The following is a 25,903-nucleotide window of genomic DNA, read 5'->3' on the forward strand; positions in this document are numbered from 1 at the left end:
AACTGGCGGGTGTTGTTCTCATGTCAGCCCGGACCGGGGCCGGGCGGGGCCGCGTTCAGCGCAGCGGCGCCCACCACCAGCCGCCCACGTCCTGCCGTCCGGCGCGGGTGGCGGCACTTAGGGCGCCCCGGTTGCAGCCGTGAATGGTGCCGCTCAGGACCTGGGCCGGGTCGGGCAGGTGGCGGGCGAGCAGGGTACTCAGGGCCGCGCCCAGGCCCTGTCCGCGTGCCTGCGGGTTCAGCAGGAGTTCCTGCACGACCTGCGTGTCCAGGCCCAGTTGCGGGTGGGCGAGGGTTCCGGCGTATCCGGCCCACGCGCCGCGCCAGTGCACGTCGAACATGGTGCCAGCGTCGATGCACTCCTGCAGGTCCTCGGCGTTGAGCAGGCGGGCCTGTTCGGGGTGGTGGGGGTGGTCGGCGTCCACGGCGTCGTACGCGGCCTGCGCGTCGGCGTAGCGTTCGGTGGTTGTGGTGGGGATCAGGGTCAGCCCGTCGGGAGCCGGGTGGCCGCGCAGGGTGTTGATGGGCGCGGCCAGCACGCGCCGGTCCGGTTCGAGGTCCGTCCAGTCGGTCATGGGGGCGGCACTCCAGAAGCGCAGGCGCGGCGGGTGGAACGCGGCGTACACACGGGCCGCTCCGGCCAGTGCCGGCAGGTCGGCGCGGGTGACGGGGCGGCTGGTGACACTGACGTCCACGAAGGGTTTCGTGACGTCCAGACCCTCGAAGCGGATGCTGAGCAGGGCGTGCAGGTCAGGCCCGACCGCCTGCCAGACGTTCAGGTACGCGGGGGCGGGCGGCCCTGCGTTCAGGAATTCGGCGCGCTGCGCGGCGAGGTCCAGGTCGGTGGCGAGTTGCAGGTCGAACTCGTGGTCTTCGGTCAGGTGGCGCAGGCGGGTGGCCGGGTCGGTCCAGCCGTGCGTGACCGGGTGCTGCGCGGCGAGGGTGAAGGCGGCCAGTTCGGCGGCGCTGGGCAGTTGGGCGGCGCTGGGCAGGGGGGAATGATTCGTCACTGCCGGACACGGTAGCGCCGGGCGGATGTCCGCGCTGCCTCATGTGATACGGACTCCGATTGAATGGGCTGCAAAGCCCGTTCAATCCGAGCGGATGCGAGCAGGAGAGAAACGCCCCTCCGGACGTGGAGCTGGCAATCCGGTGAACTTCCGGATTGTCGGCGAAACAAACGGAATCCGTATGGGTCGGGCGGCCGCGTGCAGGTCGGGCGGGTGAACGCCTGCTATCCTGAAGACAACCTAACGAGCGTTTGTTCCAGCCTCTCCCCCGCCCCCCGGAGGTCCCCACATGAAAAGCAAGAACGAGTGGATGCAGAGCGTCTACGCCCCCGCCACGCAGAAATTCCCGGAACGCAAGTACAACTTCAAGAACCTCTCGGACATGGAGCCCGAACCCATCTACACGGCCGACGACCTGAAGGACTGGGACGCCGAACGGGACCTGGGCTACCCCGGTGAGTACCCGTACACGCGCGGCGTGCAGCCCAGCGTGTACCGGGGCAAACTCTGGACCATGCGCATGTTCGCGGGCTTCGGCAGCGCCGAACAGACCAACGAACGCTTCCACGCGCTGCTGCGCGCCGGGCAGACCGGCCTGAGTACCGCCTTCGACCTGCCCACCCTGATGGGCTACGACAGCGACCACCCCTTCAGCAAGGGCGAGGTCGGCAAGTGCGGCGTGGCGGTCAGCAGCCTCGCGGACATGGAAATCCTGTTCCAGGGCATCGACCCCACGCAGGTCACGACGTCCATGACCATCAACAGCCCCGCGAACGCCGTCTGGGCCATGTACATCGCCAACGCGCAGAAACAGGGCAAGGACCTCGGGCAGGTGGGCGGCACCATCCAGAACGACATCCTGAAAGAATTCATCGCCCAGAAGGAATTCATCTACCCACCCGCCCCCAGCGTGAAACTGGTCATCGATACCTTCGAGTGGGGCCCCCGGATCGTCCCGAAATGGAACTTCATCAGCGTGTCCGGGTACCACATCCGCGAGGCGGGCGCGACCGGCGTGCAGGAACTCGCCTTCACCCTCGCCGACGGCTTCCACTACGTGGAAAAAGCCCTGGAACGTGGCCTGGACATCGACGAGTTCGCGCCGCGCATCAGCTTCTTCTGGGACATCCACAACGACTTCTTCGAGGAGATCGCCAAGCTGCGCGCCGCGCGGCGCATCTGGGCGCGGCAGATGCGCCACCACTACGGCGCGAAGAACCCGAAAAGCTGGATGCTCCGCACCCACTCGCAGACCGCCGGAGTCAGCCTGCCCGCCCAGCAACCCCTGAACAACATCGCGCGGGTCGCCATTCAGGCGCTGGCCGCCGTGCTGGGCGGCACGCAGAGCCTCCACACCGACGCCTTCGACGAGGCGCTGGCCCTCCCGACCGAGGAAGCCGCCACCATCGCCCTGCGCACCCAGCAGATCATCGCGTACGAGACCGGCGTGGCGGGCGTCGTGGACCCCCTGGCCGGCAGTTACTACGTCGAGAAACTCACGAACGACATCGAGGCCGCCGCCATGGGGTACATCGAGCAGATCCGCGCGATGGGCGGCGTGGAGGCCGGCATCGACAGCGGGTTCTTCCAGCTGGAAATGGCCGAGGCTGCGTACCGCTACCAGCGTGAGGTCGAGACGAAAAACCGCATCGTGGTCGGCGTTAACGACTTCGTGCAGGATGCCGTCGAGGTGCCCATCCAGCTGATCGACCCGCAGGTCGAGCGGGTACAGGAAGCCCGGCTGGCGCAGGTGCGCCGCGAACGCGACCCTGCGCGCGTGAAAGCCGCCATCGAAGCCCTGCGCGACACCGCCGTCACCGGCGCGAACTCCATGCCCGCCTTCCTGGAATGCGCGCACGCCTACGTCACGCTGGGCGAACAGATGGACATCCTGAAAACCGTGTACGGCGAGTACGTCGAACCCGCCGTCGTGTAACGCGGCCGCAGGACAATCACACCGCTCGTGAAGCCCACAGGAGTCATCTCCCGTGGGCGTCACTCTCAACTCCGGCTCGCTCCGGCCCACGCCGCCCGGATGGAACGGCTTTGCAGGCCACGCCACCGCAGTCCGTTGGTCAGTCGGTCAGCGGGAACACGGTGACGCTGTCCAGGCGTTCGAGGCGGCTGGCGCCGACGGTCAGGGCGCGGCTGTCGGCGGCCCAGGTGATGAAGCTGGGCGGGTCGGCCAGCGCGGGCGTGCGGGCGTCCACGCGGCCGGTGGCGGTGTTCACGAGGTCCACGCGCCAGCCGCGTTCGTCGCGGGCGGGCACGGCGAGCAGGGTGCTGTCCGGGCTGAACCGCGCGGGGCTGAGCGTCCGGATGGGCGGCGCGGCGCGGACGGTGGCGTAGGGAACGCGGTTGCCGGGCTGGTACAGGTCGGTGGTGCCGTCGGGGGCGGTGAAGGCCAGGACGCCCTTGCCGCTGATCTGCACGTCGGCAGCGCGGCGGCCGGGCGCGGTGGGCAGCCCGAAGCGTTTGCCGTTGGCGAGGAGCGCCACGAAGCCCTCGCCCTGCGCCGGGAGGATGAACGCGCGGGTGGCGTCGGGGGACAGGGTGACGCGGGCCGCGCCGAGCTGGCCGGGGGCGCTGAGGGTCGCCGTGACCTTCCCGGTCTTCTGCGAGACGACGCTGAGGCGGTCGTCGTTCCAGATGGCGGCGGCGTTGCCCCAGTGGTTCACGCTCAGGTGCGTGGCGTTGCCGGCCGGGGTGACGGTGCGGACCTTGCCGGCGTCCAGCTGCGCGAGGTTCAGGCCGCCGCTGCCGGTCACGAGCAACCAGGTGGCGCGGTTCATGGTCTGCAGGGCCGTGACGGGGGGAGTGGTCAGGGGCGCTCCGGCCAGGGTGAGGGTGCCGCCGGGCAGCAGGGCGGCGGGCTGGCCGGTGGCGGGATCGGTGCCGCCCCCGGCGGTCAGGGTGGGGAGGGGCAGGCGGCGTGCGGTCGCCCAGCCGGCCGGCCCGACCGCCAGTCCAGCCGCGCCGATCCCGAGCATGTCGCCGGTCGCACTGCTCTGAATGGGCCGCAGGGGGCCGCCGGGGACGATCAGGGTGCGTTCGCGGCGGCCCGTGAGCAGGTCGCGCCGGACGACCTCGCCGGTGCGGGTGTCACCTTCGAGGGTCAGGACCGACCCGTCCCGCTGGGGCAGACCAGCCAGGGTGCGGCCCTCGCGGACGACGACGGTGCTGGGGAACCCGGCGCGGAGCGCGACGAGTTGCGAGCCGGCCTGCACGGCGGCGCTCCGGCTGTCGGCGCTGAACCCGACCGTGCCGACCGGGCAGGAGTCGTCGCAGGCGTGTCCGGAACGCACGGCGGCGTCTCCGGTCGCGATGAGCTGCACGCGGCTGGCGCGTCCCACGACGGCGTGCGTGCCGTCCGGGGAGGTCACGAGCGCTGTGACGGGGGCGCTGTCGAGCGTGCGGCGCTGGGCACTGGCGGGGTCCACGCGTTCCAGGCCGCGCGGACTGCCGATCAGGACCGCGCCGTCGGCGGCAAAGCCCGCTCCGGTGGCCTGCGGCGCGGTCAGGCGCGCGGTGGCCGTCCCGTCCGCGAGTCGCCACACGGTCACGGTTCCGGCAGCGTCGTCCCGCGTGAGGGCCGAGCGGCCGTCCGCGCTGACGCTCAGGCCGGCGCAGGGAGTTCCGGTGGGAACGGCGCGCAGAAGTGACCCGGACGGGGTGAGGACCAGCAGCCGCTCTGCGAGGCACGCGACGATCCCCTCGTCCGGGGTGAGGCGGGCCTCGGTCACGCCGGACGGGCCGGACAGGTTCAGGCCGCTGCCGGGTCCGATTCCCAGTCCGGCAGCGGTGCCCAGCAGGGCCGGCAGCAACGCCGGGAGGAGAGCGGCGGGTCGGATCGGAGTACCCAGGCGGAAAGTCACGCCCGACAGTGTAGAGCAGCGGCCTGAACGTCAGGTCATCCCACATCGGTGTGGGGGGCGGCCTCGTGTGGGGCGGCCGTGTGGGGGCCGGCCGGGCATGACGGCAGACGGGCCACCGGGAGAAGATCCAGGTGGCCCGCCGGACGCGGCCCGTCATACGGACTGCCGTTTGTTTCGCCGACAATCCGGGACTTCACCGGATTGCCGGCTCCACGTCCGGAACCCGTGTTGCTCCCACTCGCTTCGCTCGGAATGAATGGGCTGCAAAGCCCATTCAATCGGAGTCCGCATCAGGTGGCGCCTCGCCCTGCTGTCAGCAGGGCCCTGAGATCAGAAGGTGTAGCCTTTCGGGACGACCACGACGCCGTTGTCGGTGACCGTGAAGCCGCGCGCGCGGTCCTCTTCGAGATCCAGGCCGATCTTGGTGCCGGGCGGAATGGTGACGTTCTTGTCCACGATGCAGCGGCGCAGGTGCGCGTGCCGCCCCACCTCGACGTCCTCGAACAGCACGCTGCTTTCCACCAGCGAGTACGAGTGCGTGCGGACGTTGCGCGCCAGGATGGAGTCGCGGACGGTGCCGCCGCTGATGATCGCCCCGCCGGCCATGATGGTGTTGAACGCCTGCCCCTTGCGGCCGTCGCTTTCATGCACGAACTTGGCGGGCGGGGAGAATTCGCTGCTGGTGCGCAGGGTCCATTCCGGGTTGTAGATGTCGAACTCCGGGTTGATGCTCACGAGGTCCATGTTCGCCTCGTAGTAGGCGTCCAGCGTACCCACGTCGCGCCAGTAGGTGTTTGGGCCGGCCTGACCGGGGATGGGGTTGCGGTGGAAGTCGTACGCCATGACGTTGTAACCGTCGCTCAGGGCGCGGGGGATCACGTCACCGCCGAAGTCGAAGCCGCTCTCGCCGCCGCCCATGTTCGTCTCGAGCAGTTCTTCCAGCGCGCGGCGCGAGAAGATGTAGTTGCCCATGCTGGTCAGGCTGATGCCGGGCTGGCCGGGAATGCTGGGCGGATCCTTGGGTTTCTCCAGGAAGTCCGTGACGCGCCAGTTCGCGTCGATGTGCATGATCCCGAACTGGTGCGCCTGTTCCTGCGGCATGGGGTACGCGGCGATGCTCACGTCGGCGCGCGTCTCGATGTGCTTTTGCAGCATGTGTTCCACGTTCATCTTGTAGATGTGATCACCGCTGAAGATCGCGACGTAGTCCGCCTCGTAGTTGTCGATCAGGTGCATGTTCTGGTACACGGCGTCGGCGGTGCCGCGGTACCACACCGGGCCGAGTTCCTCGATGCGGTACATCTGCGCGGGCACCAGCGTGATGAAGTAATCGCTGAGGAACGTCCCGAACCGCCAGCCGCGCTGGATGTGCTCGGTGAGGCTCTGCGCCTTGTACTGCGTGAGCACGTACACCGAGAACACGCCCGAGTTGATGAAGTTGTTGATGGCGAAATCGATGATGCGGTACTTGCTGCCGAAGGGAACGGCGGGCTTGCTGCGCTTCTGAGTCAGTGGCGCGAGGCGGGAACCCTGTCCGCCCGCGAGAATCATGCCGAGAACCCGTGGTTTCATGCGATACCCCCTTCAAAGAACCGGTGGTCAGATGGACCATTGTGACCGCTGAACCGTGAATCGAACCGGTGAACCGTGAGTCCTTGATGCTGTGCCGACACTGTAACGCGAAATGGTGCGCCGACCGCCGGACCCTTCTGCTCAGGGCCGGACGCCACCACCGGACGTTCAGACCGCGCCTACCTTAGCGGGACAGCCGCGCCCGCAAGTGCCGCCGCGCTTCACCAGGACTTAATACCGGCGCGCGCAGCTGCGTCCGCGTGAACGTGAGCTGCCGCCGCGCGTACTGCCGGGTGGCGAGCGTCACCTGCGCCGCCGCCTCCGCCACGCCCAGCGAACCGCGCGCCACGCCCAGCGCCTCCCGGTACCCGAGCGCCTGCCAGACGGTCGGACGCGGCCCGGCGTCCGGTGACACCTGCGCCGCCAGCCACGCCGCCTCGTCCGCCCACCCGGCACGGAACATGGCCTGCACCCGCCCGGCCATCCGGCCCTCCAGCTCCGCCGGATCACGCGTGAACGCCGTCACGTCGAACGTGAACCGCGGTTCGCTGCGGCCGAACTCGCCCGGAAACCGCCCGGTCTGCCGGTACACCTCCACGGCCCGCACGACCCGGCGCGGATTGCGTTCCATCCGCGCCGCCTCGGCCGGATTCAGCGCCTGCATGTCGGCCAGCAGGGCGTCCAGGCCCCGCGCTGCCAGTTCGGCTTCCACCTCGGCCCGCAGCGCCGCGTCACTGGGCGGCGTGAGCGGCAGGCCGCGCGTCAGGGCCGCGAGGTAAAACCCGGTTCCGCCCACCACCAGCGGCACCCGTCCCCGCGCGAGAATCCCGGCGATGGCCTCCCCGGCCAGCTCCACGAAGCGCGCCACGTCGAACGGCTCGGTCACGTCCGCCACGTCCAGCAGGTGGTGCGGCGCGGCCTCCCGGTCCTGCACGCCGGGCTTGGCCGTGCCGATATCCAGCCCCCGGTACACCGTGAACGCATCGGCCGACACGATCTCCAGCGGGTACTCACGGGCCAGTTCCAACGCCAGGGCAGACTTACCGGCCGCCGTGGGCGCCGTCAGGATCGGAATGGAACTCTGCACGCGAGGGATGATACGGGACTCCAGCCGGGCCTGCGGCGACCCCGCTGTCCGCAGCAGCCGGGCAGTGGTAGCGTAAGAGCATGAACGAGCCCGTGCTGGCGCGACTGCAACACCTCATGACCCTCCGCGAGGAGGTCGAAACCCTGACCGGAACCGGACCCTGGATTCCCAGCGCCGACTGGGCAGACGCCGACACGCACCTGATCCTGTACCTCGACGTGCCCGGCGTGAACCCCGACACCCTCGAACTGCTCGAGGAGGACGACACCGTCACGGTCGCCGGTCAGCGCGACGAAACACACCGACTGCTGCGCGGCGAACGCCCCGCCGGCACGTTCCGCCGCACCCTCACCTTCCCCGAAGACGTCCTGCCGCAGACCGGACAGGCCAGCCTCGCAGGCGGGGTCCTGTGCGTCCGCTTCGAGAAGAAACACCCCACCATCAACGTGCAGTCCAGCGACGCCCCCGACGACCAGGACTGAAGCGGCCCCATGCGGGGAGAACACCCGGTCCCCTTGCGTTTCCCGCCGGTCGTACGGACTCGCAGAGCTGCGCAGAAGAGCGAGTGGGAGACAGACGGAGTCCGCATCACGCCCAGACCCCGTCCGTCTACGGAATCCAGACAGGGCTGCGGTGCCACAAGTGAGGCAACGCCGCAGCCCTCCGCTGGGTAGCGTGTACCCCATGAAGCGACTCCTTCCACTGCTGACCGCCGCTGTGATCTCCACTGCCGCTGCCGAACTGCAACGGGTTCCCGGCACGAACGTCTACTACTCGTATGAGACGGACGCCATGACCGACGCGAACGAGAGTTACGTGGTCATCGCGGAAGTCAACGATACGTCCGCTGAAACGACACTGGCTATCCTGTGTCGCCAGGGCAAACCCGAGATCTTCCTGAACACCAAGAACGACCTCCTGAGCGTCGAGGACTACGACATGGAACGGTCCCCGAACCTCATGTACCGCGTGGATGCCCAGCAGGCCAAGACGATTCCCACCACCGTGACGACCAAGGACGGCGAACCCGACTACACTACCCTGGGTTTCGACGTGCCCCGCACCCAGATTCTGGTGACCGCCCTGACCAACGCGCAGCAGAAGATCACCTTCCGCATCCTGCGCAAGGGTGCCAGCGCCCTGGACTACACCTTCTCCACACGCGGATTCAAGGACGCGTGGCGCGGCGTCAAGAACTGCAAGTAACCAACGCCGCTTCACCTGCCCCGCCGCCCGGCGGGGTTTTTTCATGCCGTCACAGCGGTTTTCAGTTCCGGCCGCTGCTTTTTCATACTCCGATTGAATGGCTTGCAAAGCCGCTGGGTCCGAGCGGATGCGACTCGTAGAGCTGCCCCGCAGAGTGGGAGTCAAGCGGGTTCCGCATGAGAGGCTCCGGCCCCGCGATCACCTGTAGACGCCGCTGCCTACAGGCAATCTGCTCAGCCTGCCTGTCCCACCAGCCCGTGACGGGCGGCGTTCCTGGCGTCCTCGAGTATGCGGGCCAGGGCGCGCTGATGTACCGCGAGGCGCAGATGCCGGTCCGCCGTCGACATCAGCGCGTCCCGCACCGCCGGGTAGGCGTCCGTCCGCAGCGCCTGCACGGCCTCAGGAGAGAAATCGAGTGTCACGCGCACATCCTGCCGTCACGCTGCCTGCACCTGCCGTGGGAAACCTCATAGGACGGGCGAGCTTAGTGGGGGTAGTCCCTCCGTCCCCCACTCCGTCCATGACTGTCGGGCCTCTCGTTCATCCCTCAGAAACGACTGGTTGCGGTATAGGTTGCAGTAGCGGCCTGTTTCGACCGTACTGCAGTACCGCACCGAAACGAAAAAACCCCGTTTCACACGGGGTTTTCTGCGGTTGGTGCCGGTGAGGGGACTCGAACCCCTACGGTTTCCCGCTCGATTTTGAGTCGAGTGCGTCTACCATTCCGCCACACCGGCGGCGTGGGGAATGGTAGCGCGTGGGGGTGCGGTGGTCAACGTGGGTTCAGGTGGGGTCGGGGTGCGCGCCGATGCGGCGGCCGATGTCGCGCCTCAGTTGCGCGCCGGGGAAGCTGGTCTGGTCGGCGAGGGCGTAGGCGCGGCCCAGGGCGGCGTTCAGGGTGGGGGCGGTGGCGGTGATGGCCAGGACGCGGCCGCCGCTGCTGAGGAGCTGGCCGCCCTGGGTGCGGGTGCCGGCGTGGTGGATGATGCCGTGCGGGCCGGGGTCGGGGAGGGTGATGGGGATGTCTTTCTGGGGTTCGGCGGGGTAGCCGGGCGCGGCGAGGATGATGGTGGCGCTGGCGTCCTCACTGAAGGTGACGTGCGCGGGGTCGAGCTGGCCGCGCGTGGCGTCGAGGGCGTGCTGGGCGAGGTCGCTGGTGAGGAGTGGGAGGACGGTTTCGGCTTCGGGGTCGCCGAAGCGGGCGTTGAATTCCACGACTTTCGGGCCGGTGGGGGTGAGCATCAGCCCGGCGTACAGGACGCCGGTGTAGGGCAGGCCTTCTGCGGTCATGCCGCGCAGGGTGGGTTCGATGATGTCGCGGCGGATCACGTCCAGCAGGCCGGGTTCGAGCGGGAAGGGGCAGATGACGCCCATGCCGCCGGTCATGGGGCCGGTGTCGCCCTCGAAAATGGTCTTGTGGTCCTGGCTGGGGGGGGTCAGGGCGTACCGGGTGCCGCTGCACAGGGCGAGGATGGTGACTTCCTGGCCGGTCATGAAGTCCTCGGTGACGGCCTGCGCGCCGGGCTGGGTGAAGATGTCGCGCAGCGCTTCCTGGGCCTGCTCGGGGGTGTGGGCGATGGTGACGCCCTTCCCGGCTTTCAGTCCGGCGTCCTTCACGACGATGGGGGGCGTGAGGGTCGCGGCGTGGTCCAGCGCGGTCTGGAGGTCGCTGAAGGCGTGGTGCGCGGCGGTGGGGATGCCGTGGCGCTGCATGAACGCCTTGCTCCAGGCCTTGTCGCCTTCCAGGCGGCTGGCGGCGCGGGTGGGGCCGAAGGCGGGGATGCCCAGGGCGGCGCACTCGTCGACCACGCCGGCGGCCAGGTACGCTTCGGGGCCGACGATGACGAGGTCGGCGCCCTCACGCTGCGCGAGTTGGGCGAGGGTGGGGGCGTCCTGGGGGCTGTCGATCAGGCGGGCGTGCGCGGCGATGCCGGGGTTGCCGGGGGTGCACAGGACCTCGTGGCCGTGGCGGGCGCAGGCGTGCGCGATGGCGTGTTCACGGCCGCCGCCGCCGATGACCAGCACGCGCATCAGCGGTCGCCTCCGGAGCGGGCGGCGCGGCGCTGCCAGTAACGGGCGAGGCCCTGCACGCTCATCCAGGGGGGGCAGGCGAAGTCGTAGCGGGCGGGCAGGCCGGGGTGTTCGCGGCTCAGGTCGTTCATGAGGTCCCCTGTAAAGGTGCGGGTGATGGTGTCCAGGTCGTACCCGGCCTGCAGTCCGGCGGCGACGCGCTGCGCGTCGGTGTCCATGTTGCGCAGCAGGTCGTCCCAGTGGGCGGGGGTGTTCGGGTGGCTGCCGTAGTGCGCGAGGTGCAGGGTGCGGGCGTCCAGGGCGCGCAGGGTGTGCACGGAGTCCCGCCACGCTTCGAGATTGATATCTGGTGGCGGGGTGGGCGCGCGGGGTGTCTGCGCGGCGTCGAGGCGGATGCCGCCCACGTCCCCGACGAACAGGTGTTCACCCGCGTGGAAGCTCAGGTGGTGGACGGCGTGACCGGGCGTGTCGAGGGCCTGCACGTCCAGGCTGCCCAGGCGCAGGCTCTCGCCGCCTTCCAGTACGGTCAGGCGTGCGGGGTCGATGGGTTGCATCTCGCCCCACAGGCGTTCCATCTGGTCGCCGTAGATCTGGGTGGCGCTGGCCACCAGCCGTTCCGGGCGGGACAGGTGGGCGGCGCCGCGTGCGTGCACGTACGCGCGGGCCTGCGGCACGAGGTTCAGGACGGTGCCGGCCGCCCCGGCGTGATCGAAGTGAATGTGGGTCAGCAGGACGTGCCGCACGTCCGAGAGGGTCGCGCCGAGGCCGGTCAGGCCGTCACGGAGCGCGCCGAGGGTGCTGGTCGGGCCGGTATCCACGACCGCGAGGCCGTCGCCGGTGTCGAACACGAACGCGGCAATGACGCCCGGCGTGTCCTGAAAGTTCAGGTCCAGGGTGTGAACGCGCGGGTCGGTCATGCCTTCCCGCTGAGGCGCGCGCCGAGCAGCAGCAGCGCGCAGAGATACTGGACGCCCGCGATGATGCGGATGGTCCGCACGTTCGTGGCCGCGCGCAGGGGGCCGAAGGTCAGGGCGAGAATGCCGGTGGCGCTGAGCAGAATCACGCCAAACAGAAGCCAGAGTGCCATGCGCCGCAGAATACCCGCTGCCCCCGGGGGCCGGGCGGCCGTGGGCTGGGCAGCGGGTCCGGGTCAGACGGACTCCGATTGAATGGCTTGCAAAGCCGCCGGGTCCGAGCGGATGCGACTCGTAGAGCTGCCCCGCAGAGAAGGAGAGAAACGGGCTGCCGGGCGTGGAGCTGGCAACCCGGCGATGTGATGTTCCGGGTTGTCAGCGAAACAGACGGCAGTCCGGCTCAGTTCTCGCTGACCAGGGCTTCGAGGAGACGCACGGCTTCCTCCAGGCGGTGGGCCTGCACGCGGGCGGCGGTGCGCACCTGCCGCCATTCGAGGCGGACGCGGGCGAGGCTCAGGGGGTCGCCGCCCACCTGCGTGAGTTGCAGGGCGCGGCGCTCCAGGGTCTCGACCTGCGCGGCGAGTTGCCGCAGGGTGGCCTGGTGGGTGCGCGCGGCGTTCAGGGTGGCGTCGAGTTGCGCCTGCGCCTCGGCCTGCGCGAGGTGCAGGTTGTGGTGGGCCTGCATGACCTGCGGGCTGGCCTCTCCGGCCTCGCCGGCCTGCCACTGCGCGTAGTTCAGGGCGTGGCGGGCGCGCAGCACGTTGGGGTGCAGGGGCACGCCCAGCGAGAAGCGGACGTTGCTCAGGTCGAGTTCCAGCATGGTCAGGGGCGTGTCGGCGTCCTCGAGGTCGATCAGGGGCGTGAACGCTTCCAGGAACGCGCGGGTCTGCGTGACCATCAGGCGGGAGTGCGCCAGCTGGGGGCTGACGACCTGCCCGCTGCGGCTGGCATCCTCGAGTTCCTGGACGGTCAGGCGCAGCAGCTCGCCCTGCGCGACGGCCGCCGCGACCTGATCGGCCACCTCGATGCGGGCGTGGTCGGCGCGGAGTTTGCTGAGCATCTCCTCGGTCTCCCAGCGCCGGACCTCGGCCTGCGTGGCCTGCACGTCCCATTCGGCGGCGCGTTCCAGGCTCAGCAGGTCCGGGTTGGTGCGGATGGCGCCCAGGCTGCGGCTGGCGATCTCGGCGTGCGAGCGGGCCAGCAGCAGCGGCAGGTCGTGCGCGCGGCGCCCCCACTTGACCGGCGACGGGGCCGGGGCGATCGGGCCGGGCGCGGTGGACTGGGCGGGGACCGGGACGGACTCGGCGAACTTGGCGAGGTCCAGGGTGGTGCCCTCGAGCCACTTGTCGGCGCGGGCGTCCCCGAAGTTCTCGCGCATCTGCGAGTACACGTCCTGCAGCACGGCGATCACGTCGCGCGGGCCGAGGGCGCGCACGGCGGTCCAGCCGCGGCGCTGTACGGCGCCCTGCACGGCCAGGTCGGCCTCGCGCACGCCCAGTTCGGCGCTCAGGCGCTGGCGCAGCCAGTCGCGGTAGGGGTCGGCGGAGACCGGGGTCACGCGCGGCTCCCGGCGCGGCGCTGGCGGGCGCATTCGAACAGTACCAGGGCGGCGGCGGTGGCGACATTCAGGCTGTCGGCGCCGCGCGCGGCGTTCATGGGAATGCTGACCGAGTGGTCGGTGTCCCGCCAGTGGGCGGGCAGGCCCTCGTGTTCGGTGCCGAGCAGCAGCGCGACCCGGCCGGTCAGGGGGGCGTCCCAGTAGGTGCGGGGCGCGTCGGGGGTGCAGGCGACGGTGGTGAAGGCGCGGGCGGCCAGCCAGTCCTGGGCGTCCTGTTCGTCCATGACGGCGACCGGCAGGGTGAACACGCTGCCCTGCGAGGCGCGGATCACGTTCGGGCCGTAGGGGTCGGCGCCGCGCCCGAGGACGATCACGGCGTCCGCGCCAGCGGCGTCGGCGGTGCGCAGGATCGCGCCGACGTTGCCGGGTTTCTCCAGGCCGTGCAGCACGACGGTCACGGCGTCCGGGCCGGGTTCGGGCAGCGCGGCGCGGGGGGTGGGGGCCAGGCCGAGCAGACCGTCGGGGTTCTCGCGGCCGCTGACCTTCTCGAAGGCGGCGCGGGACAGTTCCAGGACGGTCAGTTGCGGGTGGGTCAGTTCGGGGGCCAGCGCCTGCGCTTCGGGGCTGAACAGGGCCGGGCAGGTGTACAGGATGTCCAGGTTCACGCCGGACGCGGCGGCGCGGTGCAGTTCACGGGCTCCCTCGATCAGGATGACGCCTTCCTGTTCGCGTTCGCGGCGGGTACGGAGTCTCACGAGCCGTTTCACGTGGCTGTTCTGGAGGGAGGTGATCGGGGCGGGCGTGGTCATCGCCGGTCATTATGCCGCGCGCGGGCCGGCGCGCTACGCTGTGGGCATGGCGCTGGCGTACCCTCCGTTCAAATCCTGTCCCTGCGGTTCCGGGCGCAGTTACGGGCACTGCTGCGGGCCGCTGCATGCCGGCGCGCCCGCCTCCACCCCCGAGGCGCTGATGCGGTCGCGGTACGCGGCGTACGCGCTGGGCAACGCGGCGTACGTGCTGGACACCTGGCATCCGGACACGCGGCCCGCCTCGGTGGACCTGCGGGACGGCACGCGCTACCTGGGGTTGCGGGTGCGGCGCGCGGCGGGCAGTCGCGTGGAGTTCGCCGCGCAGTTGCGCCTGCCGGACGGCGAGCGGTACACCCTGCGGGAGGACAGCGAGTTCGTGCAGCGGGACGGTCGCTGGCTGTACCTGGATGGCCGCACGCCGGCCGGCGCTGACACCGAACCGGCCTGACCCCGGTACGCCTGGAGACTGGTCTGTTGCGGCGCGGCGAACCTCTGCGGGTGGGAACGTCCGGGCGGCGGAGCGCGTACCGTGAGACATGACTGAACCCAGAGTGAACGCAGCGGCTGCCCGCGACCGCACGGCCCCCACCCTGCGCCCGCCGGGCCCGCGCGCCGCTCTGCTGATCGGCGCCCTGCTCGCTGCGGGCGTGCTGGTCAGCCAGAGCGTGAAGGTCATTCCGGCCGGGTACGTGGGGGTGGTGTTCAGTTCGTTCACGGGGGTCAAGGCGCAGCCGCTTCAGGAAGGCATTCATTTTCTGGTGCCGTTCGTGGACCGCGTGAACCTGTACGACGCCCGCCTGCAGGAGGTCACGCTGGCCCACACCGTGCAGGACGGCGACGAGGGTGCGATCCGGGCGCGCAGCAAGGAGGGGCTGGACATCACGGCGGACGTGACCGTGCAGTTCCGGGTGGACCGCGCCAAGGCCGCGACGCTGCACAAGGAACTCGGGCGGGACTACGTGCGGACCGTGATCCGCCCGCAGGTGCGCAGCAAGGTCCGGGACTCCATCGGTCAGTTCGGGGCGGCGGACATCATCTCCTCCAAGCGGCAGGAGGTCGAGGCGAGCATCACCACGGAACTGCGGCGCATCTTCGAGCGGAACAACCTGGTGCTCGACAGCGTGCTGCTGCGTGAGCTGCGCATTCCGGACAGCATCGCCAAGGCCATCGAGCAGAAGCAGGCGGCCGAGCAGCAGGTGGCGGTGGAACGCAACCGCCTGCAACAGTCGACCATCGGGGCGCAGCGCGCCGTGGTCGAGGCCGAGGGGGCCGCGAAAGCGGCGGTCGCCCGGGCGCGCGGGGAGGCCGAGGCGCTCTCGCTGCGCGGACGGGCGCTGCGGGAGAATCCGCAGCTGATCCAGCTGACGGTCGCCGAGAAGCTCTCGCCGGGCATTCAGACGGTCATGCTGCCCAGCACGGGGAATTTCCTGCTGGACGTGGGCACGCTCACGCAGCCTGCGAAGGCCGCGCCGAAACCGTGAGCGCCCGGCACGGCGGGCGTGGGATCATGCACGCATGATGGCGGCCATTCTGATTCTGCTGGTGATCTTCGCGGGCGTCACGGCGATCGTGTACGTGGACAACACCACCCGCGCCGGGCGGCGGGCGCTGAAGGGCGCGGCGCGTCCGGACGCCCTGCCGGACCCCCTGGCGGACAGCCGGCCCCTGACGGCCCCCCCGACCAGTCAGGAGCTGAGCCTGCCGCTGCTGCTGTCGCTGCCGGAACCGGCGCGCACGCGGGCGTGGGCGCTGCTGGGCCGCGTGATGGACGCCCTGAATGCCGGGCCCAGCGACACGCGCACGGCGTTCCTGCTGTCCCAGACGCGCGACACCTACCTGCCGGACACCCTGCGCGCCTACGCGACCCTGACGCCCGGCGCGCGTCTGACCCTCGAACGTCAGGGACAACCACCGGAGGTGCTGCTGGACGAGCAACTGACGCTGCTGGAGGACGGGGTGCGCGAGGCGTTGCGGCACGATCACGCGGCGGCCGACCGCCTGCTGACGCAGGGGCGGTTCCTGCGCGAACGCTTCGGCAGTGGCCTGACGCTGGAGAAGTAACCGTCGGGGCTGCGGGCGGTGGTAATACGGATTCCGTTTGTTTCGCTGACAATCCGGAACTTCACCGGATTGCCAGCTTCACGCCCGGAACCCGTTTTGCTCCTACTCGCTCCGCTCGGATTGAACGGGTTTTGCAACCCATTCAATCGGAGTCCGTATAACTGAACGAACGCTCAAGATTGAACCGGGTCCAGTTTCGCGGTCCAGGGCGCGGCGGGGCCGTAGCCTGCCGGTATGACCACACTGGCATTTCTGGGCCTGGGCGCGATGGGCGACCCCATGGCCGCGCACGTCACGCAGCACGCGCGCCAGGGAGGTCACCGCTCCCTCGTCTGGAACCGCACCGCCTCCCGCGCCGAGGCGCACGCCCACGCGCATGGCAGCGAGGTCGCCTCGCTGGAACAGGCGGCGCGGGCCGACGTGATCTTCACCTGCCTGCCCACCAGCGCCGAGGTGGACGAGGTCCTGGCCATGATGGAGCCGCACCTGAAGGCGGGCGCGGTGTGGGTGGACTGCACGAGCGGGCACCCGCAGGCCGCGCCTGCCCAGCGGGAACGGCTGGCGGCGCGGGGCGTGACGCTGCTGGACGCGCCGGTCAGTGGCGGCACGGGCGGCGCGCAGGCCGGCACCCTGACCGTGATGGTCGGCGGCCCGGCCGAAGCGCTGGAGGCGGTGCGGCCGCACCTGGCGTTCGCCGGGAAGGTCGTGCATGTGGGTCAGAGCGGCGCGGGTTTCGCGGTCAAGGCCGTGAACAACGCGCTGCTGGGCGTCACGCTGTGGGCGACCGGCGAGGGACTGGCGGTCCTGGCGCGCGCGGGCGTGGACCTGGGCGCGGCGCTGGACGTCATCAACGCCAGCAGTGGCCGCAGCAACGCCAGCCAGAACCTGATCGGGCAGCGGGTCCTGACCCGCGAGTTCCCGGCGACCTTCGCGCTGGGCCTGCTCGCCAAGGACGCCGGGATTGCCGCCGACCTGACCGGCGAGGTGCGGGGCAGCGCGCCGCTGCTGGCCCAGACGGCGGCCCTGCTGCGCGCCGCCGAACGCGTGGTGGGCGCGGACGAGGATCACACGGCCGCCCTGAAACTGATCGAGCAGATGAACGACGTGGAGTTGACATGACACAGGAACATATGACCCCCGGCACCAACCAGACCACCTCTCCCCGCTTCGGGATCGTCACGGACGGCGGCCTGGACGCCTACCCCTCGCTGCTGAACGACGTGCCGGTCGCGCCGTTCTCCGTGACGTTCGGGGACGCCAGTTACCGCACGAACGAGATCAGCCGCACGGACCTGTTCCGGATGCTGGAAAGCAACGCGAACCACCCGACCAGCAGTCAGCCGACCCCGCAGGACTGGATGGACGCCGTGCGCCGCGCCGGCGTGCGGGACGTGCTGGGCGTGACCATCAGCGCCGGCCTGAGCGGCAGCATGAACGCCGCCGAGCAGGCCCGTCAGGCGCTGGGCGGCGACTTCAACCTGACCCTGCATGACAGCGGCACCCTCAGCGCCGCGCAGGCCTTCCAGTTGCACGCGGCGGGCACGGCGGCCGCGCGCGGCGAGAGCCTGGAGACCGCCCGCGAGTGGATGCGCGCCGTGCACGAGGAAACCGAACTGTACTTCACCATCGAGACGCTGGAGTACCTGCGCCGGGGCGGACGGATCGGGCGGGTGCAGGCCACGCTGGGCGGCCTGCTGAACCTCAAACCCGTGGTGACGGTGGACAAGGCGGGCGGAACATACACGAACGTGGGCCGCGCCCGCTCGTACCGGGGGGCCATCGAGGCGCTCGCGGCGCAGGTCACGCGCCGCTTCGGCGAGGGCACCCCGCTGCGCGTGGGCCTGCTGTACGGCAGCGTGCGCGAGGACGCCGACGAGGTCCTGGCCCACCTGAAGGGCCGCCACCCGATCGTGTGGTCGGACGTGGCGGGCGTGAACCCGGTCCTGAACGTCCACACCGGCCCGCGTACCGTCGGGATTGCCGCCGCACCCGGCGCGTGGCCCTGGGAACGCTGAAGCGCACAAGCCAGAGGGGGACGCCGCGCAATCCGGGCGTCCCCCTCTTCCCTATCGACCATCAACGCTTGGCCATCAACTCTCGACCATCACCCTCTTTACTGGGTGCTGCGCGGGTCGAGCACGTCGCGCAGGCCGTCGCCGAGCAGGTTGAAGCCCAGCACGGTCAGGAAGATCGCCAGTCCCGGGAAGACCATCGTCCAGGGCGCGTCGATGTAGTACTGGCGGCTGTCGCTGATCATGGTGCCCCACTCGGGCAGGGGCGGCTGCGCGCCGATGCCCAGGAAGCCCAGCGCGGCGACCTCGATGGTGGCGGTGGCGATGCTCAGCGAGCCCTGCACGATCAGCGGGGAGAGGCTGTTGGGCAGAACGTGCCGGAAGATCATGCGGCCCTGCGTGGCGCCCAGCGCCCCGGCGGCCTGCACGAATTCACGTTCGCGGATGGACAGGACCACGCTGCGTGCCAGTCGCATGTACACCGGCACCTGCACCAGCGACACGGCCAGCATGGCGGTCACGAGTTGCGGGCTGTTCAGGGCGAACAGGCGGTCCATGCCGGCGATCAGCAGGGGCGGGTCGCTGGCGCTGAAGATGCTGGCGAAGCCGATGGCGAGCAGGATGCTGGGGAAGGCCAGCATCACGTCGGTCAGGTAGCCCATCACCGAGTCGAACCAGCCGCCGAAGTACCCGGCGAGCACGCCGAGCAGCGAGCCGATCACCAGGGCCAGCAGGGTGCTGACCACGCCGACCTTCAGGCTGATGCGGGTGCCGTGCAGGACGCGGGTCATGACGTCGCGGCCCAGGTTGTCGGTGCCCATCGGGGCGGCCCAGGCGTTCACGCGGCCCGTGACGGGGTCGCGGTAGGTCTCGGCGACGTCCGGGTTCCACAGCGCGGCGACGCTGGGCGCCTTGAGAATCCGGCTGTAGTTGCGGTCGGTGGTGGGGTCGTAGGGTTTCAGGACGCTGGCGAAGATGGCCAGCAGCACGAACGCCGCCACGATGACCGCCCCGACCCGGCCGGGCGTGGAGCGGCGGAAGCGGCGCCAGAAGATGCTGTCCTGGCGGGGTTTGACGGCGGGAGCGGTGGTTGCGGTTGTCATGAGGTCACCAGTTCCCTTCAGCTGTACTGGATGCGGGGGTCGAGGGCGGCGTAACTGAGGTCCACGATCAGGTTGGCGAGGCTCACGATCAGGGCGGCGAAGATCACGCCCCCCTGGATGATCGGGTAGTCACGCTGGCTGATCGCGTCGTACACCCACGAGCCGATGCCGGGCCACGAGAAGATCGTCTCGGTCAGCACGGCCCCGCCGAGCAGCGCGCCCGCCTGCAGGCCGATGACGGTCACGACCGGCAGCAGGGCGTTGCGCAGCGCGTGCTTGAAGGTCACGGCGCGGCCGGTCAGGCCCTTGGCGCGGGCCGTGCGGACGTAGTCCTGCCCCAGCACGTCCAGCATGGAGGAGCGCGTGATGCGCGCGATGATCGCCAGCGGAATGCTGCCCAGCGCGATGGCCGGCAGGATCAGGTGGCGCAGGGCGTCCCAGGCGGCGGCCGGCTGGCCGCGCAGCAGGCCGTCCAGGACGTAGAAGCCGGTCACGGGTTCGAGGTTCACCTCGCTGCCCAGCCGCGCCGAGGGGGGCAGCCAGCCGAGTTTCACGGCGAAGAAGTACGACAGCAGCAGCCCCAGCCAGAACACGGGCATGCTGACGCCCACCAGCGAGATGGTGGTGGCGAGGTTGTCCCACATGGAGTTGCGGCGCAGCGCGGCCAGGATCCCGGCGGGCATGCCGATCAGCAGCGCGAACAGCAGCGCCGCGACGCTCAGTTCGGCCGTGGCGGGAAAGCGGGCTTTCAGGTCGTCCCAGACGGGGATGTTGCTCTTGATTCCGCTGCCCAGGTCGCCCTGGAGCAGCGCGCCCATGTACCGGGGGTACTGGGCGTCCATGGGGTTGGCGGGATTGAAGAACCACGGTTTGTTCAGGCCCAGCTGCTCGCGCAGCGCGGCGGCCGCTTCCGGCGTGGCGCGCTCGCCGAGCATGGCGACGGCCGGATCGCCGGGAATGGAACGCACGAACACGAACACCACGAGGCTGATGCCCAGCATGACCAGTACGGTCCGCAGCAGGCGGCGAATCAGGTAACTGCCCAAAGCAGACCTCCCTTGGGTAAATGAATGGAACGGAAATCGGAGTGCGAACAGACCCGGTCGGGTCGGTTTCGTCGGACGGTCAGACAGTGTGTCGGCGCACAGTGTACCTGTCAGGCTGCCGCGCAGGGAGTCGGGCGGTCCGGGCAGTTCAGACAGGGCGGCGACCGTCAATGGAAAGCGGCAGGCCTCCGGTATCTGGAGACCTGCCGCCCCCCGACCGGGGTCATGACGGACTGCCGGGGCCTGATACGGATTCCGTTTGTTTCGCCAACAACCCGGAACTTCACCGGGTTGCCAGCTCCACGTCCGGAACCCGCCCTGCTCCCACTCGCATCCGCTCGGATTGAACGGGCTTTAAAGCCCGTTCAATCGGAGTCCGTATGAAAGGCTGTGCGGACCTTTCAGGCCGGGTCCGGATTACTTCTTGCCGGTGACGGTGATGGTGTTGAAGGGTTCGCTGCCCAGCGGGCTGGGCACCCAGCCCTTGACGTAGCTGCGCGCGGCGGCCAGCGGGTTGCTGTGAACCATGGGCACGCGGTACGCGGCGTTGTAGGTGATCTCGTGCAGCTGCGAGTAGACCTTGGCCTTGGCTTCCTGGGTGGCGGCGGCGCGGCCCTGCTGCAGCAGCGTCTCGACGTTCGCGGGGTTCCAGTTGATGTCGTCGCTGGCGTTGGCGCCGTAGTACGCGCCGTAGAAGTTGTCGGGGTCGCCGTAGTCGCCGGTCCAGCCGATCATGTACATGTCGAAGCCGGGTTCCTTGTTGCGGTCCTCGAGGTACTTGGCCCAGTCCTGGGTTTTCAGGTTGACCTTGATGCCGATGGCGCTCAGGTCAGCGGCGATGGCTTCCGCGATGGGTTTGGGGGTGGGGAAGTACGGGCGGCTGACGGGCATGTACCACAGGTCGATGGAGAAGCCGTTGGGGTAGCCGGCTTCGGCCAGCATCTTCTTGGCGGCGGCTGGGTCGAACTTGTAGTCGGCCGGGACCTTGGAGCTGTTCGCCCAGGCCATGACGGGCGGCACGAAGCTGGCGTTGCTGACGCCCAGGCCGTTCCAGAAGGCGTCCACGATGGCCTTCTTGTTGATGGCCATGCTGATCGCCTGACGCACCTGCTGGTTTTTCAGGTACTGGTTGCGGTTGTTCATGCTGACGAAGCCCACGTTGAAGCTGGGGCGCTTGACGGCCACGAGGTTCTTGTCGGCCTGGACGCTCTTGAGGCTGTCGGGCGTCAGGTCGTTGGCGAAGTCGATGGTACCGGCCTTCAGTTCGTTCAGGCGCTGGCTGGCGTCCTTGATGTTGCGGATGATCAGCTGGTCGACCTTGGCCTTCTCACCCCAGTACAGCTTGTTGGGGAGCAGGGTCACGCGGTCGCCGGTGCGCCAGCTCTGGAAGATGAACGGGCCGGTGCCGACGGGCTTGCTGGCGGGCGTGCCGTACTTGGCGCCTTCCTTCTTGATGGCGGTCGGGCTGGCGATGCCGAAGTACCCGGCGGCCATCACGTTGGGCAGCACGGAGCTGGGTTTGTTCAGGTCCACGCGGACGGTGGTGTCGTTGACCTTGACGATGTTCTTGATGACGGCGGTGGCGTCGCCCTTGTAGCCGCCGAGCAGTTCGCCGACGATCTCGAAGGTGCGGCCCTGGTCGCGGAAGCCGTAGGGGTGGCTCTTGTCCCACCAGCGGCTCAGGTTGAACACGATGGCGTCGGCGTTCATGGGGGTGCCGTCATGGAAACGCACGCCCTTGCGCAGCGTGAAGGTCCAGGCGGTGTTGTTCGCGTTCGCTTTCCAGGAGGTGGCGAGGCCGGGCGCGAGGTCGGTGCTGCCGGGCTTGAAGTCCACCAGGGTGTCGTAGATCTGACGCTGCACCAGGATGCTGATGCCGTCGGTGATGTTGCCGGATTCCAGGCTGACGGGCTCGCCGTTACCGCCGAACACGAGGCTGGCGGCCGAGGCGGCGCTGAGGGTGGAAAGCAGAGCGGTCAGAAGCAGTTTCTTCATGGAACCTCCGGGTCCGGCATGCGGCGCGCTTCCGGAACGACCCGGCCGTACGTGCATGTGGACAGTAAAAAAGTAAAACGTTCGTTAAGGGTAGGGGGCGGCCGGGGGGGTGTCAAGCGATCCGTATGCACCCACCGGACACCCCGCCCCCCCGGCGGCCCGCGCGCCCAGCCCGCGCTGGTCGGAACCACCGCCGCCCCGACCCACCCCGCCGCTGCCGTACGCTGGGCGGGTGACCCACCGAGTAGACGCTGTCCGGGCCGACGCCGCACAGGCCGACGCCGCGCCGCACGTTCCTGGCCCCCCGGCGGGCAGCCTGCCGGCCGGGCGGCTGGTGATGGTGGACATTCCCGGCCCGACCCTGGACGGCGACACGGCCGCGCACCTGCGTCGGCGCGGGATCCGCAGCGTGTGTCTGTTCGGCAAGAACGTGCAGTCCGAGGAGCAGCTGCGCGCCCTGTGCGCCGACCTGCGCGGCGTGATGGGCGAGGACGCGCTGATCGCGCTGGATCACGAGGGGGGCGCGATCCTGCGGCCCGACTTCTGGCCGTTCGCGCCGTCCGCGATGGCGCTCGGCGCGGCGGACGACCCGGACCTGACGCGCCGGTCGAGTGAGGCGCTGGCGCGGCAGCTGCGGGCCGTGGGCATCAACTGGAATTTTGCGCCGGTGCTGGACGTGAACGTGAACCCGGCCAATCCCGTGATCGCGGACCGGGCGTTCGGGGGTCAGGTTCCGCTGGTCACGCGGCACGGCCGCGCGGCGCTGGCGGGGCATGACGCGGCGGGCGTGGCGGCCTGCGTGAAGCACTTCCCCGGTCACGGGGACACGTCGCTCGACAGTCACCTGGCGCTGCCGAGCGTGACGCGTTCACGCGCGGAACTCGACCGGACCGAGTTCGCGCCGTTCCGGGAACTGCTGCCGGTCACGCCGGCCGTGATGACGGCGCACGTCGTGTACCCGGCGCTGGACCCGCACGCGCCCGCCACGCTGTCCCGAGCGGTCCTGACGGACGTGCTGCGCGGCGAGTGGGGGTTCACGGGGGTGATCGTCACGGACTCGATGGGCATGAAGGCCATCGACGACCACTACGGGCGGGGCGAGGCGGGCGTGCTGGCCGTGCAGGCGGGCGCGGACCTGGTGATGGCGCTGGGGCGCCGCGAGGCGCAGGAGCAGACCCTGGACGCCCTGGCCTCGGCACTGGCGGACGGCCGACTGGACGCGGCGCAGGTGCAGGCAAGCGCCGCGCGGCTCTCGGCGCTGGCGCGGCGCTACCCGGCGCGGGCGGACGCCGCCCTGGACCTGCAGGCCGACGCGCCGCTGTTCGCGCGGGCGTGGGCGCAGGCCCTGACCGCGTACCGCGACCCGGTGGCCCCCGCGCCGGGGTCGCGCGTGCGGCTGGTCGCGCCGCGCCGCGTGACGCGCGAGAACGTCAGCGAGGCCAGCGTGGACGCCGCCACCCTCGCCTCGGAACTCGCGGGGGTGTACCGGGTGGACCTGACGGCCTTCGACGACCCGGCGCAGCTCGACTGGGACGCGCTGAGGGCAGACGGGATACCGGTCATGCTCGCCACGACCGGCCGTCACCGGCACCCGGCGCTGCGCGGCGCGCAGCCGGACCTGCACCTCGCGCTGTACAACCCGTACGCGGCGCTGGACGTGGACGCCCCGGCCGTGCTGACCTTCGGGTTCCGCCCGGAGGCCCGCGCCGCCCTGCTGGCGTGGCTGCGCGGCGAGGCGGGCACTCCGGGGCGCCTGCCCTTCGGCACCTGACCATTGTGGTGAGAGCCCCTGCCGGTCCCTTCAGGCGAGCGGGTCGTCTGCGCGCAGGCCGTCCAGGGGCAGGCGGTCCAGGCGTCGCTGGGCGGCCCCGGCGGCGGCGCGGCCGGCCGGGTCGGGCCGGAACGACAGGCTCAGGCTGCCGTCGGCGTGGACCTTGAAGCTCAGCAGTCCGGCGTGGCCCGGCACGCGGGCCAGCGTGACGGGCGCGCGCAGCAGCAGGCCCAAGGCGCGGCTCAGGGCCGGCAGCGCGCCCTGGCGGTCCGGGGGGGCGCGCAGGGTGATCAGACCGGCCTGACGGGCGATCAGGCTGACGGGCCGCCGGGCGTCCGGGGGGGGTGAGGCGGCGAACTGCACCGGTAGCCGCGCCTCGAAGGTGGGTTCCGGCAGGTCGTGCGGGCCGGGGCGCAGGGGGCCGGTCAGCTGGAAGGTCAGGACGCGGTTGCCGCTGCGGCTCAGGTCGAAGGTCGTGTCGCTGATCCCGGCCAGGGTCACGCTGTCCAGCAGTCCGGCGGGCAGTGCGCGGCGCAGCGCGCCCGTGACGGCGGCCAGCAGGTGATCGCGGGACAGGGTGGCGGTGGCGGGCGGGCAGAGTTGCCCGGCGTGCAGCACCAGCACGCCGTTCTGGAAGTCGCTGAACTCCAGGGGGCTCTCCGGGGCGAGGCTCAGGGTGTCGCTGGTGGGGTAGCCGAGCGGGCCGCTCTCCCAGCCGGTCCTGGCCCAGGCGGCGCGCAGTTCGCCGCGCACGAACAGCGGGCCGGTGCGGGGATGCAGGAACAGGCTGCCACCCTGAAAGTGCTGACGGCACTGAACGTGACTCCACTGGCCGGCGTGGTCGGGGGCTGGGAGCGGGTCGGGGGCTGGGAACGGGTCGGGAGTCGGGTCGCCAACCGGGAAGCCCAGGACGCTGTCGGGGCCGCCCAGGGCGTCGTAACGGCGGCGGATGTCACCCCGGACCTCGTGGACGCCGGTGCCGGGCGAGGTGTACAGGTCCGCGTGGTGGTAGCGGCGGCGGTGGCCGCCCCGCACGGCCTCGCAGGGGCCGGTGGGCGGGCCGGTGTGCCGCTCTCCCAGCGCCCGCGCGTGGGCGTCCAGGGTGGCGGCGGGCTGCGCGGCGTGCAGGGGGGTGTGCTGCGCGCACACGGTGACGCGGGCGTACTCCTCGCCGCTGTCGTGGTGGCGCAGCGAGACGCGGAAGGTGCGGGTCTCGCCGGCCGCCACCTGTCCGCTGAAGGCCGCGCCGCCCCTCTCGCTCACGGGCTGGCCGGGCGTCAGGGTCAGCAGGCGGGCGTCGCCGCTGACCTGCACGGGCCCCTGGGGGGTCAGGGTGAAGGTCACGGTGAGCTGCACCTGCCGCCCCCCGCCGCCCACGCCGGTCAGGTGCAGCTGCGTGACGGGCCGGGCGGCGTCCAGGACGGTCCGTTCGCGCAGCCAGCCCAGGGCGTGGTCCCCGCCGAACTGTTCGTCGTCCGTGACGTGCAGCCGGGTGGTGTGGGTCAGTTGCGCCTGGGGCGGGCCGGGCTGGGGGCCGGGCCGGGCTGGGTGCGTGGGGCCGTGCATGTCGCCTCCGGGTGGGTGGGGTGCGGGGTGCGGGTACGCCGGTGCGGGAGCGGGCCGGGCGATCCGGCGCACGCCCGGCAGGCGCGGCGGCGTGCCGGGCCTCCGCACGCGTTCATTAGACGGGGCGGGGCGTGATCGGGCCGTGATCGGTGTCCGGTGTGGGTGGCCGCAGGGGGCGGCGGGGCGGCGGGCCGGGCGAGACAGACGCCCCTCCCGGCTGATAGATTGAACTGAGTACAAGCCAAGTCGATCACCGATCCGTTACCCACCCTGCCTTCAGGCTCCGCG

At 70.5% G+C, this 25,903-nt stretch carries 23 protein-coding genes and 1 tRNA gene; 9 read left to right on the forward strand and 15 right to left on the reverse strand.

The window, feature by feature from the left end; translation table 11 throughout:
- Nucleotides 1–55 precede the first annotated feature (55 nt).
- A complete protein-coding gene (locus tag BXU09_RS14020) occupies nucleotides 56–1,009 on the reverse strand; it encodes a hypothetical protein (RefSeq protein WP_205684147.1) in 954 nt (317 codons plus the stop codon).
- A gap of 289 nt (nucleotides 1,010–1,298) precedes the next feature.
- Between BXU09_RS14020 and BXU09_RS14025 the strand changes: the two genes are divergently transcribed.
- Nucleotides 1,299–2,945 (forward strand): methylmalonyl-CoA mutase family protein, encoded by a 1,647-nt coding sequence (locus BXU09_RS14025; RefSeq protein ID WP_078304368.1) that lies wholly within the window; start codon nucleotides 1,299–1,301, stop codon nucleotides 2,943–2,945.
- 139 nt (nucleotides 2,946–3,084) lie between these two features.
- Here BXU09_RS14025 and BXU09_RS14030 read toward each other — a convergent pair whose 3' ends face one another.
- The 3 genes from BXU09_RS14030 to miaA form a co-directional block, all read right to left on the reverse strand.
- On the reverse strand, nucleotides 3,085–4,884 hold the full coding sequence (locus BXU09_RS14030; protein ID WP_144012128.1) for a hypothetical protein: 1,800 nt from the start codon (nucleotides 4,882–4,884) through the stop codon (nucleotides 3,085–3,087).
- A gap of 330 nt (nucleotides 4,885–5,214) precedes the next feature.
- A complete protein-coding gene (glgC, locus tag BXU09_RS14035; protein ID WP_055362606.1) occupies nucleotides 5,215–6,456 on the reverse strand; it encodes a glucose-1-phosphate adenylyltransferase in 1,242 nt (413 codons plus the stop codon).
- A 184-nt stretch (nucleotides 6,457–6,640) separates the two neighbouring features.
- Entirely contained in the window at nucleotides 6,641–7,543 is a 903-nt protein-coding gene (gene miaA, locus BXU09_RS14040; protein ID WP_078304373.1) for a tRNA (adenosine(37)-N6)-dimethylallyltransferase MiaA, read from the reverse strand.
- An 80-nt stretch (nucleotides 7,544–7,623) separates the two neighbouring features.
- Here miaA and BXU09_RS14045 point away from each other — a divergent pair, with 80 nt between their 5' ends.
- Both BXU09_RS14045 and BXU09_RS14050 read left to right on the forward strand, forming a co-directional pair.
- Nucleotides 7,624–8,025 carry an Hsp20/alpha crystallin family protein gene (locus BXU09_RS14045; protein ID WP_055362605.1) on the forward strand — a complete coding sequence of 134 codons (402 nt, stop codon included), beginning with the start codon at nucleotides 7,624–7,626 and terminating at the stop codon, nucleotides 8,023–8,025.
- A 202-nt stretch (nucleotides 8,026–8,227) separates the two neighbouring features.
- Entirely contained in the window at nucleotides 8,228–8,749 is a 522-nt protein-coding gene (locus BXU09_RS14050) for a hypothetical protein (RefSeq protein WP_144012129.1), read from the forward strand.
- 233 nt (nucleotides 8,750–8,982) lie between these two features.
- Here the strand turns inward: BXU09_RS14050 and BXU09_RS20330 are convergent, their stop codons facing one another.
- The 7 genes from BXU09_RS20330 to BXU09_RS14075 form a co-directional block, all read right to left on the reverse strand.
- On the reverse strand, nucleotides 8,983–9,171 hold the full coding sequence (locus BXU09_RS20330) for a hypothetical protein (RefSeq protein ID WP_144012130.1): 189 nt from the start codon (nucleotides 9,169–9,171) through the stop codon (nucleotides 8,983–8,985).
- 233 nt (nucleotides 9,172–9,404) lie between these two features.
- A tRNA-Leu gene (locus BXU09_RS14055) sits at nucleotides 9,405–9,486 on the reverse strand.
- A 46-nt stretch (nucleotides 9,487–9,532) separates the two neighbouring features.
- Nucleotides 9,533–10,780 (reverse strand): phosphoribosylamine--glycine ligase, encoded by a 1,248-nt coding sequence (gene purD / locus BXU09_RS14060; RefSeq protein WP_078304377.1) that lies wholly within the window; start codon nucleotides 10,778–10,780, stop codon nucleotides 9,533–9,535.
- On the reverse strand, nucleotides 10,780–11,697 hold the full coding sequence (locus tag BXU09_RS14065) for an MBL fold metallo-hydrolase (protein WP_078304379.1): 918 nt from the start codon (nucleotides 11,695–11,697) through the stop codon (nucleotides 10,780–10,782). Before BXU09_RS14065 ends, purD begins: the two co-directional genes overlap by 1 nt.
- Entirely contained in the window at nucleotides 11,694–11,867 is a 174-nt protein-coding gene (locus BXU09_RS20970) for a hypothetical protein (protein ID WP_168174598.1), read from the reverse strand. The genes BXU09_RS14065 and BXU09_RS20970 overlap by 4 nt, the downstream gene beginning before the upstream one ends.
- Before the next feature lie 227 nt (nucleotides 11,868–12,094).
- The gene (locus BXU09_RS14070; RefSeq protein WP_240501260.1) at nucleotides 12,095–13,252 is read right to left on the reverse strand and encodes a hypothetical protein; all 1,158 of its coding nucleotides are present in this window, start codon (nucleotides 13,250–13,252) and stop codon (nucleotides 12,095–12,097) included.
- Nucleotides 13,249–14,061, reverse strand: coding sequence for an RNA methyltransferase (locus tag BXU09_RS14075; RefSeq protein ID WP_078304383.1), 813 nt, complete (start codon nucleotides 14,059–14,061; stop codon nucleotides 13,249–13,251). Before BXU09_RS14075 ends, BXU09_RS14070 begins: the two co-directional genes overlap by 4 nt.
- 46 nt (nucleotides 14,062–14,107) lie before the next feature.
- On the opposite strand from BXU09_RS14075, the gene BXU09_RS14080 reads away from it, so the two are divergent.
- The 5 genes from BXU09_RS14080 to BXU09_RS14100 all read left to right on the forward strand — a co-directional run bounded on the left by BXU09_RS14080 (nucleotide 14,108) and on the right by BXU09_RS14100 (nucleotide 18,137).
- Nucleotides 14,108–14,509: a YchJ family metal-binding protein gene (locus tag BXU09_RS14080; RefSeq protein WP_078304385.1), complete on the forward strand. Its 402-nt coding sequence runs from the start codon at nucleotides 14,108–14,110 to the stop codon at nucleotides 14,507–14,509.
- Nucleotides 14,510–14,597: 88 nt separating this feature from the next.
- Nucleotides 14,598–15,542 carry a prohibitin family protein gene (locus BXU09_RS14085; RefSeq protein WP_078304387.1) on the forward strand — a complete coding sequence of 315 codons (945 nt, stop codon included), beginning with the start codon at nucleotides 14,598–14,600 and terminating at the stop codon, nucleotides 15,540–15,542.
- A 34-nt stretch (nucleotides 15,543–15,576) separates the two neighbouring features.
- On the forward strand, nucleotides 15,577–16,122 hold the full coding sequence (locus tag BXU09_RS14090) for a hypothetical protein (RefSeq protein WP_240501262.1): 546 nt from the start codon (nucleotides 15,577–15,579) through the stop codon (nucleotides 16,120–16,122).
- Nucleotides 16,123–16,356: 234 nt separating this feature from the next.
- A complete protein-coding gene (locus BXU09_RS14095; protein WP_078304389.1) occupies nucleotides 16,357–17,241 on the forward strand; it encodes an NAD(P)-dependent oxidoreductase in 885 nt (294 codons plus the stop codon).
- Nucleotides 17,238–18,137, forward strand: coding sequence for a DegV family protein (locus BXU09_RS14100; RefSeq protein ID WP_240501263.1), 900 nt, complete (start codon nucleotides 17,238–17,240; stop codon nucleotides 18,135–18,137). Before BXU09_RS14095 ends, BXU09_RS14100 begins: the two co-directional genes overlap by 4 nt.
- A gap of 98 nt (nucleotides 18,138–18,235) precedes the next feature.
- Here BXU09_RS14100 and BXU09_RS14105 read toward each other — a convergent pair whose 3' ends face one another.
- The 3 genes from BXU09_RS14105 to BXU09_RS14115 all read right to left on the reverse strand — a co-directional run bounded on the left by BXU09_RS14105 (nucleotide 18,236) and on the right by BXU09_RS14115 (nucleotide 22,278).
- On the reverse strand, nucleotides 18,236–19,237 hold the full coding sequence (locus BXU09_RS14105) for an ABC transporter permease (RefSeq protein WP_055363139.1): 1,002 nt from the start codon (nucleotides 19,235–19,237) through the stop codon (nucleotides 18,236–18,238).
- A gap of 17 nt (nucleotides 19,238–19,254) precedes the next feature.
- Nucleotides 19,255–20,283, reverse strand: coding sequence for an ABC transporter permease (locus BXU09_RS14110; protein ID WP_078304393.1), 1,029 nt, complete (start codon nucleotides 20,281–20,283; stop codon nucleotides 19,255–19,257).
- 417 nt (nucleotides 20,284–20,700) lie between these two features.
- Nucleotides 20,701–22,278: an ABC transporter substrate-binding protein gene (locus BXU09_RS14115; RefSeq protein ID WP_078304395.1), complete on the reverse strand. Its 1,578-nt coding sequence runs from the start codon at nucleotides 22,276–22,278 to the stop codon at nucleotides 20,701–20,703.
- Between the two features lie 232 nt (nucleotides 22,279–22,510).
- Here BXU09_RS14115 and nagZ point away from each other — a divergent pair, with 232 nt between their 5' ends.
- Nucleotides 22,511–24,049: a beta-N-acetylhexosaminidase gene (gene nagZ / locus BXU09_RS14120; protein ID WP_346417582.1), complete on the forward strand. Its 1,539-nt coding sequence runs from the start codon at nucleotides 22,511–22,513 to the stop codon at nucleotides 24,047–24,049.
- Nucleotides 24,050–24,079: 30 nt separating this feature from the next.
- On the opposite strand, the gene BXU09_RS14125 is transcribed toward nagZ, so the two are convergent.
- Nucleotides 24,080–25,723: a hypothetical protein gene (locus BXU09_RS14125; RefSeq protein ID WP_144012131.1), complete on the reverse strand. Its 1,644-nt coding sequence runs from the start codon at nucleotides 25,721–25,723 to the stop codon at nucleotides 24,080–24,082.
- Nucleotides 25,724–25,903 lie beyond the last annotated feature (180 nt).

The organism is Deinococcus sp. LM3 (assembly GCF_002017875.1).
Taxonomy (GTDB): domain Bacteria; phylum Deinococcota; class Deinococci; order Deinococcales; family Deinococcaceae; genus Deinococcus.

Excerpts from the sequence above, each read along its gene's own strand:
- BXU09_RS14025 (WP_078304368.1), top strand. The coding sequence starts at position 1,299 with ATGAAAAGCAAGAACGAGTGGATGCAGAGCGTCTACGCCCCCGCCACG.
- glgC (WP_055362606.1), bottom strand. The coding sequence starts at position 6,456 with ATGAAACCACGGGTTCTCGGCATGATTCTCGCGGGCGGACAGGGTTCC.
- BXU09_RS14045 (WP_055362605.1), top strand. The coding sequence starts at position 7,624 with ATGAACGAGCCCGTGCTGGCGCGACTGCAACACCTCATGACCCTCCGC.
- BXU09_RS14050 (WP_144012129.1), top strand. The coding sequence starts at position 8,228 with ATGAAGCGACTCCTTCCACTGCTGACCGCCGCTGTGATCTCCACTGCC.
- purD (WP_078304377.1), bottom strand. The coding sequence starts at position 10,780 with ATGCGCGTGCTGGTCATCGGCGGCGGCGGCCGTGAACACGCCATCGCG.
- BXU09_RS14065 (WP_078304379.1), bottom strand. The coding sequence starts at position 11,697 with ATGACCGACCCGCGCGTTCACACCCTGGACCTGAACTTTCAGGACACG.
- BXU09_RS20970 (WP_168174598.1), bottom strand. The coding sequence starts at position 11,867 with ATGGCACTCTGGCTTCTGTTTGGCGTGATTCTGCTCAGCGCCACCGGC.
- BXU09_RS14075 (WP_078304383.1), bottom strand. The coding sequence starts at position 14,061 with ATGACCACGCCCGCCCCGATCACCTCCCTCCAGAACAGCCACGTGAAA.
- BXU09_RS14080 (WP_078304385.1), top strand. The coding sequence starts at position 14,108 with ATGGCGCTGGCGTACCCTCCGTTCAAATCCTGTCCCTGCGGTTCCGGG.
- BXU09_RS14085 (WP_078304387.1), top strand. The coding sequence starts at position 14,598 with ATGACTGAACCCAGAGTGAACGCAGCGGCTGCCCGCGACCGCACGGCC.
- BXU09_RS14090 (WP_240501262.1), top strand. The coding sequence starts at position 15,577 with ATGATGGCGGCCATTCTGATTCTGCTGGTGATCTTCGCGGGCGTCACG.
- BXU09_RS14095 (WP_078304389.1), top strand. The coding sequence starts at position 16,357 with ATGACCACACTGGCATTTCTGGGCCTGGGCGCGATGGGCGACCCCATG.
- BXU09_RS14100 (WP_240501263.1), top strand. The coding sequence starts at position 17,238 with ATGACACAGGAACATATGACCCCCGGCACCAACCAGACCACCTCTCCC.
- BXU09_RS14105 (WP_055363139.1), bottom strand. The coding sequence starts at position 19,237 with ATGACAACCGCAACCACCGCTCCCGCCGTCAAACCCCGCCAGGACAGC.
- BXU09_RS14115 (WP_078304395.1), bottom strand. The coding sequence starts at position 22,278 with ATGAAGAAACTGCTTCTGACCGCTCTGCTTTCCACCCTCAGCGCCGCC.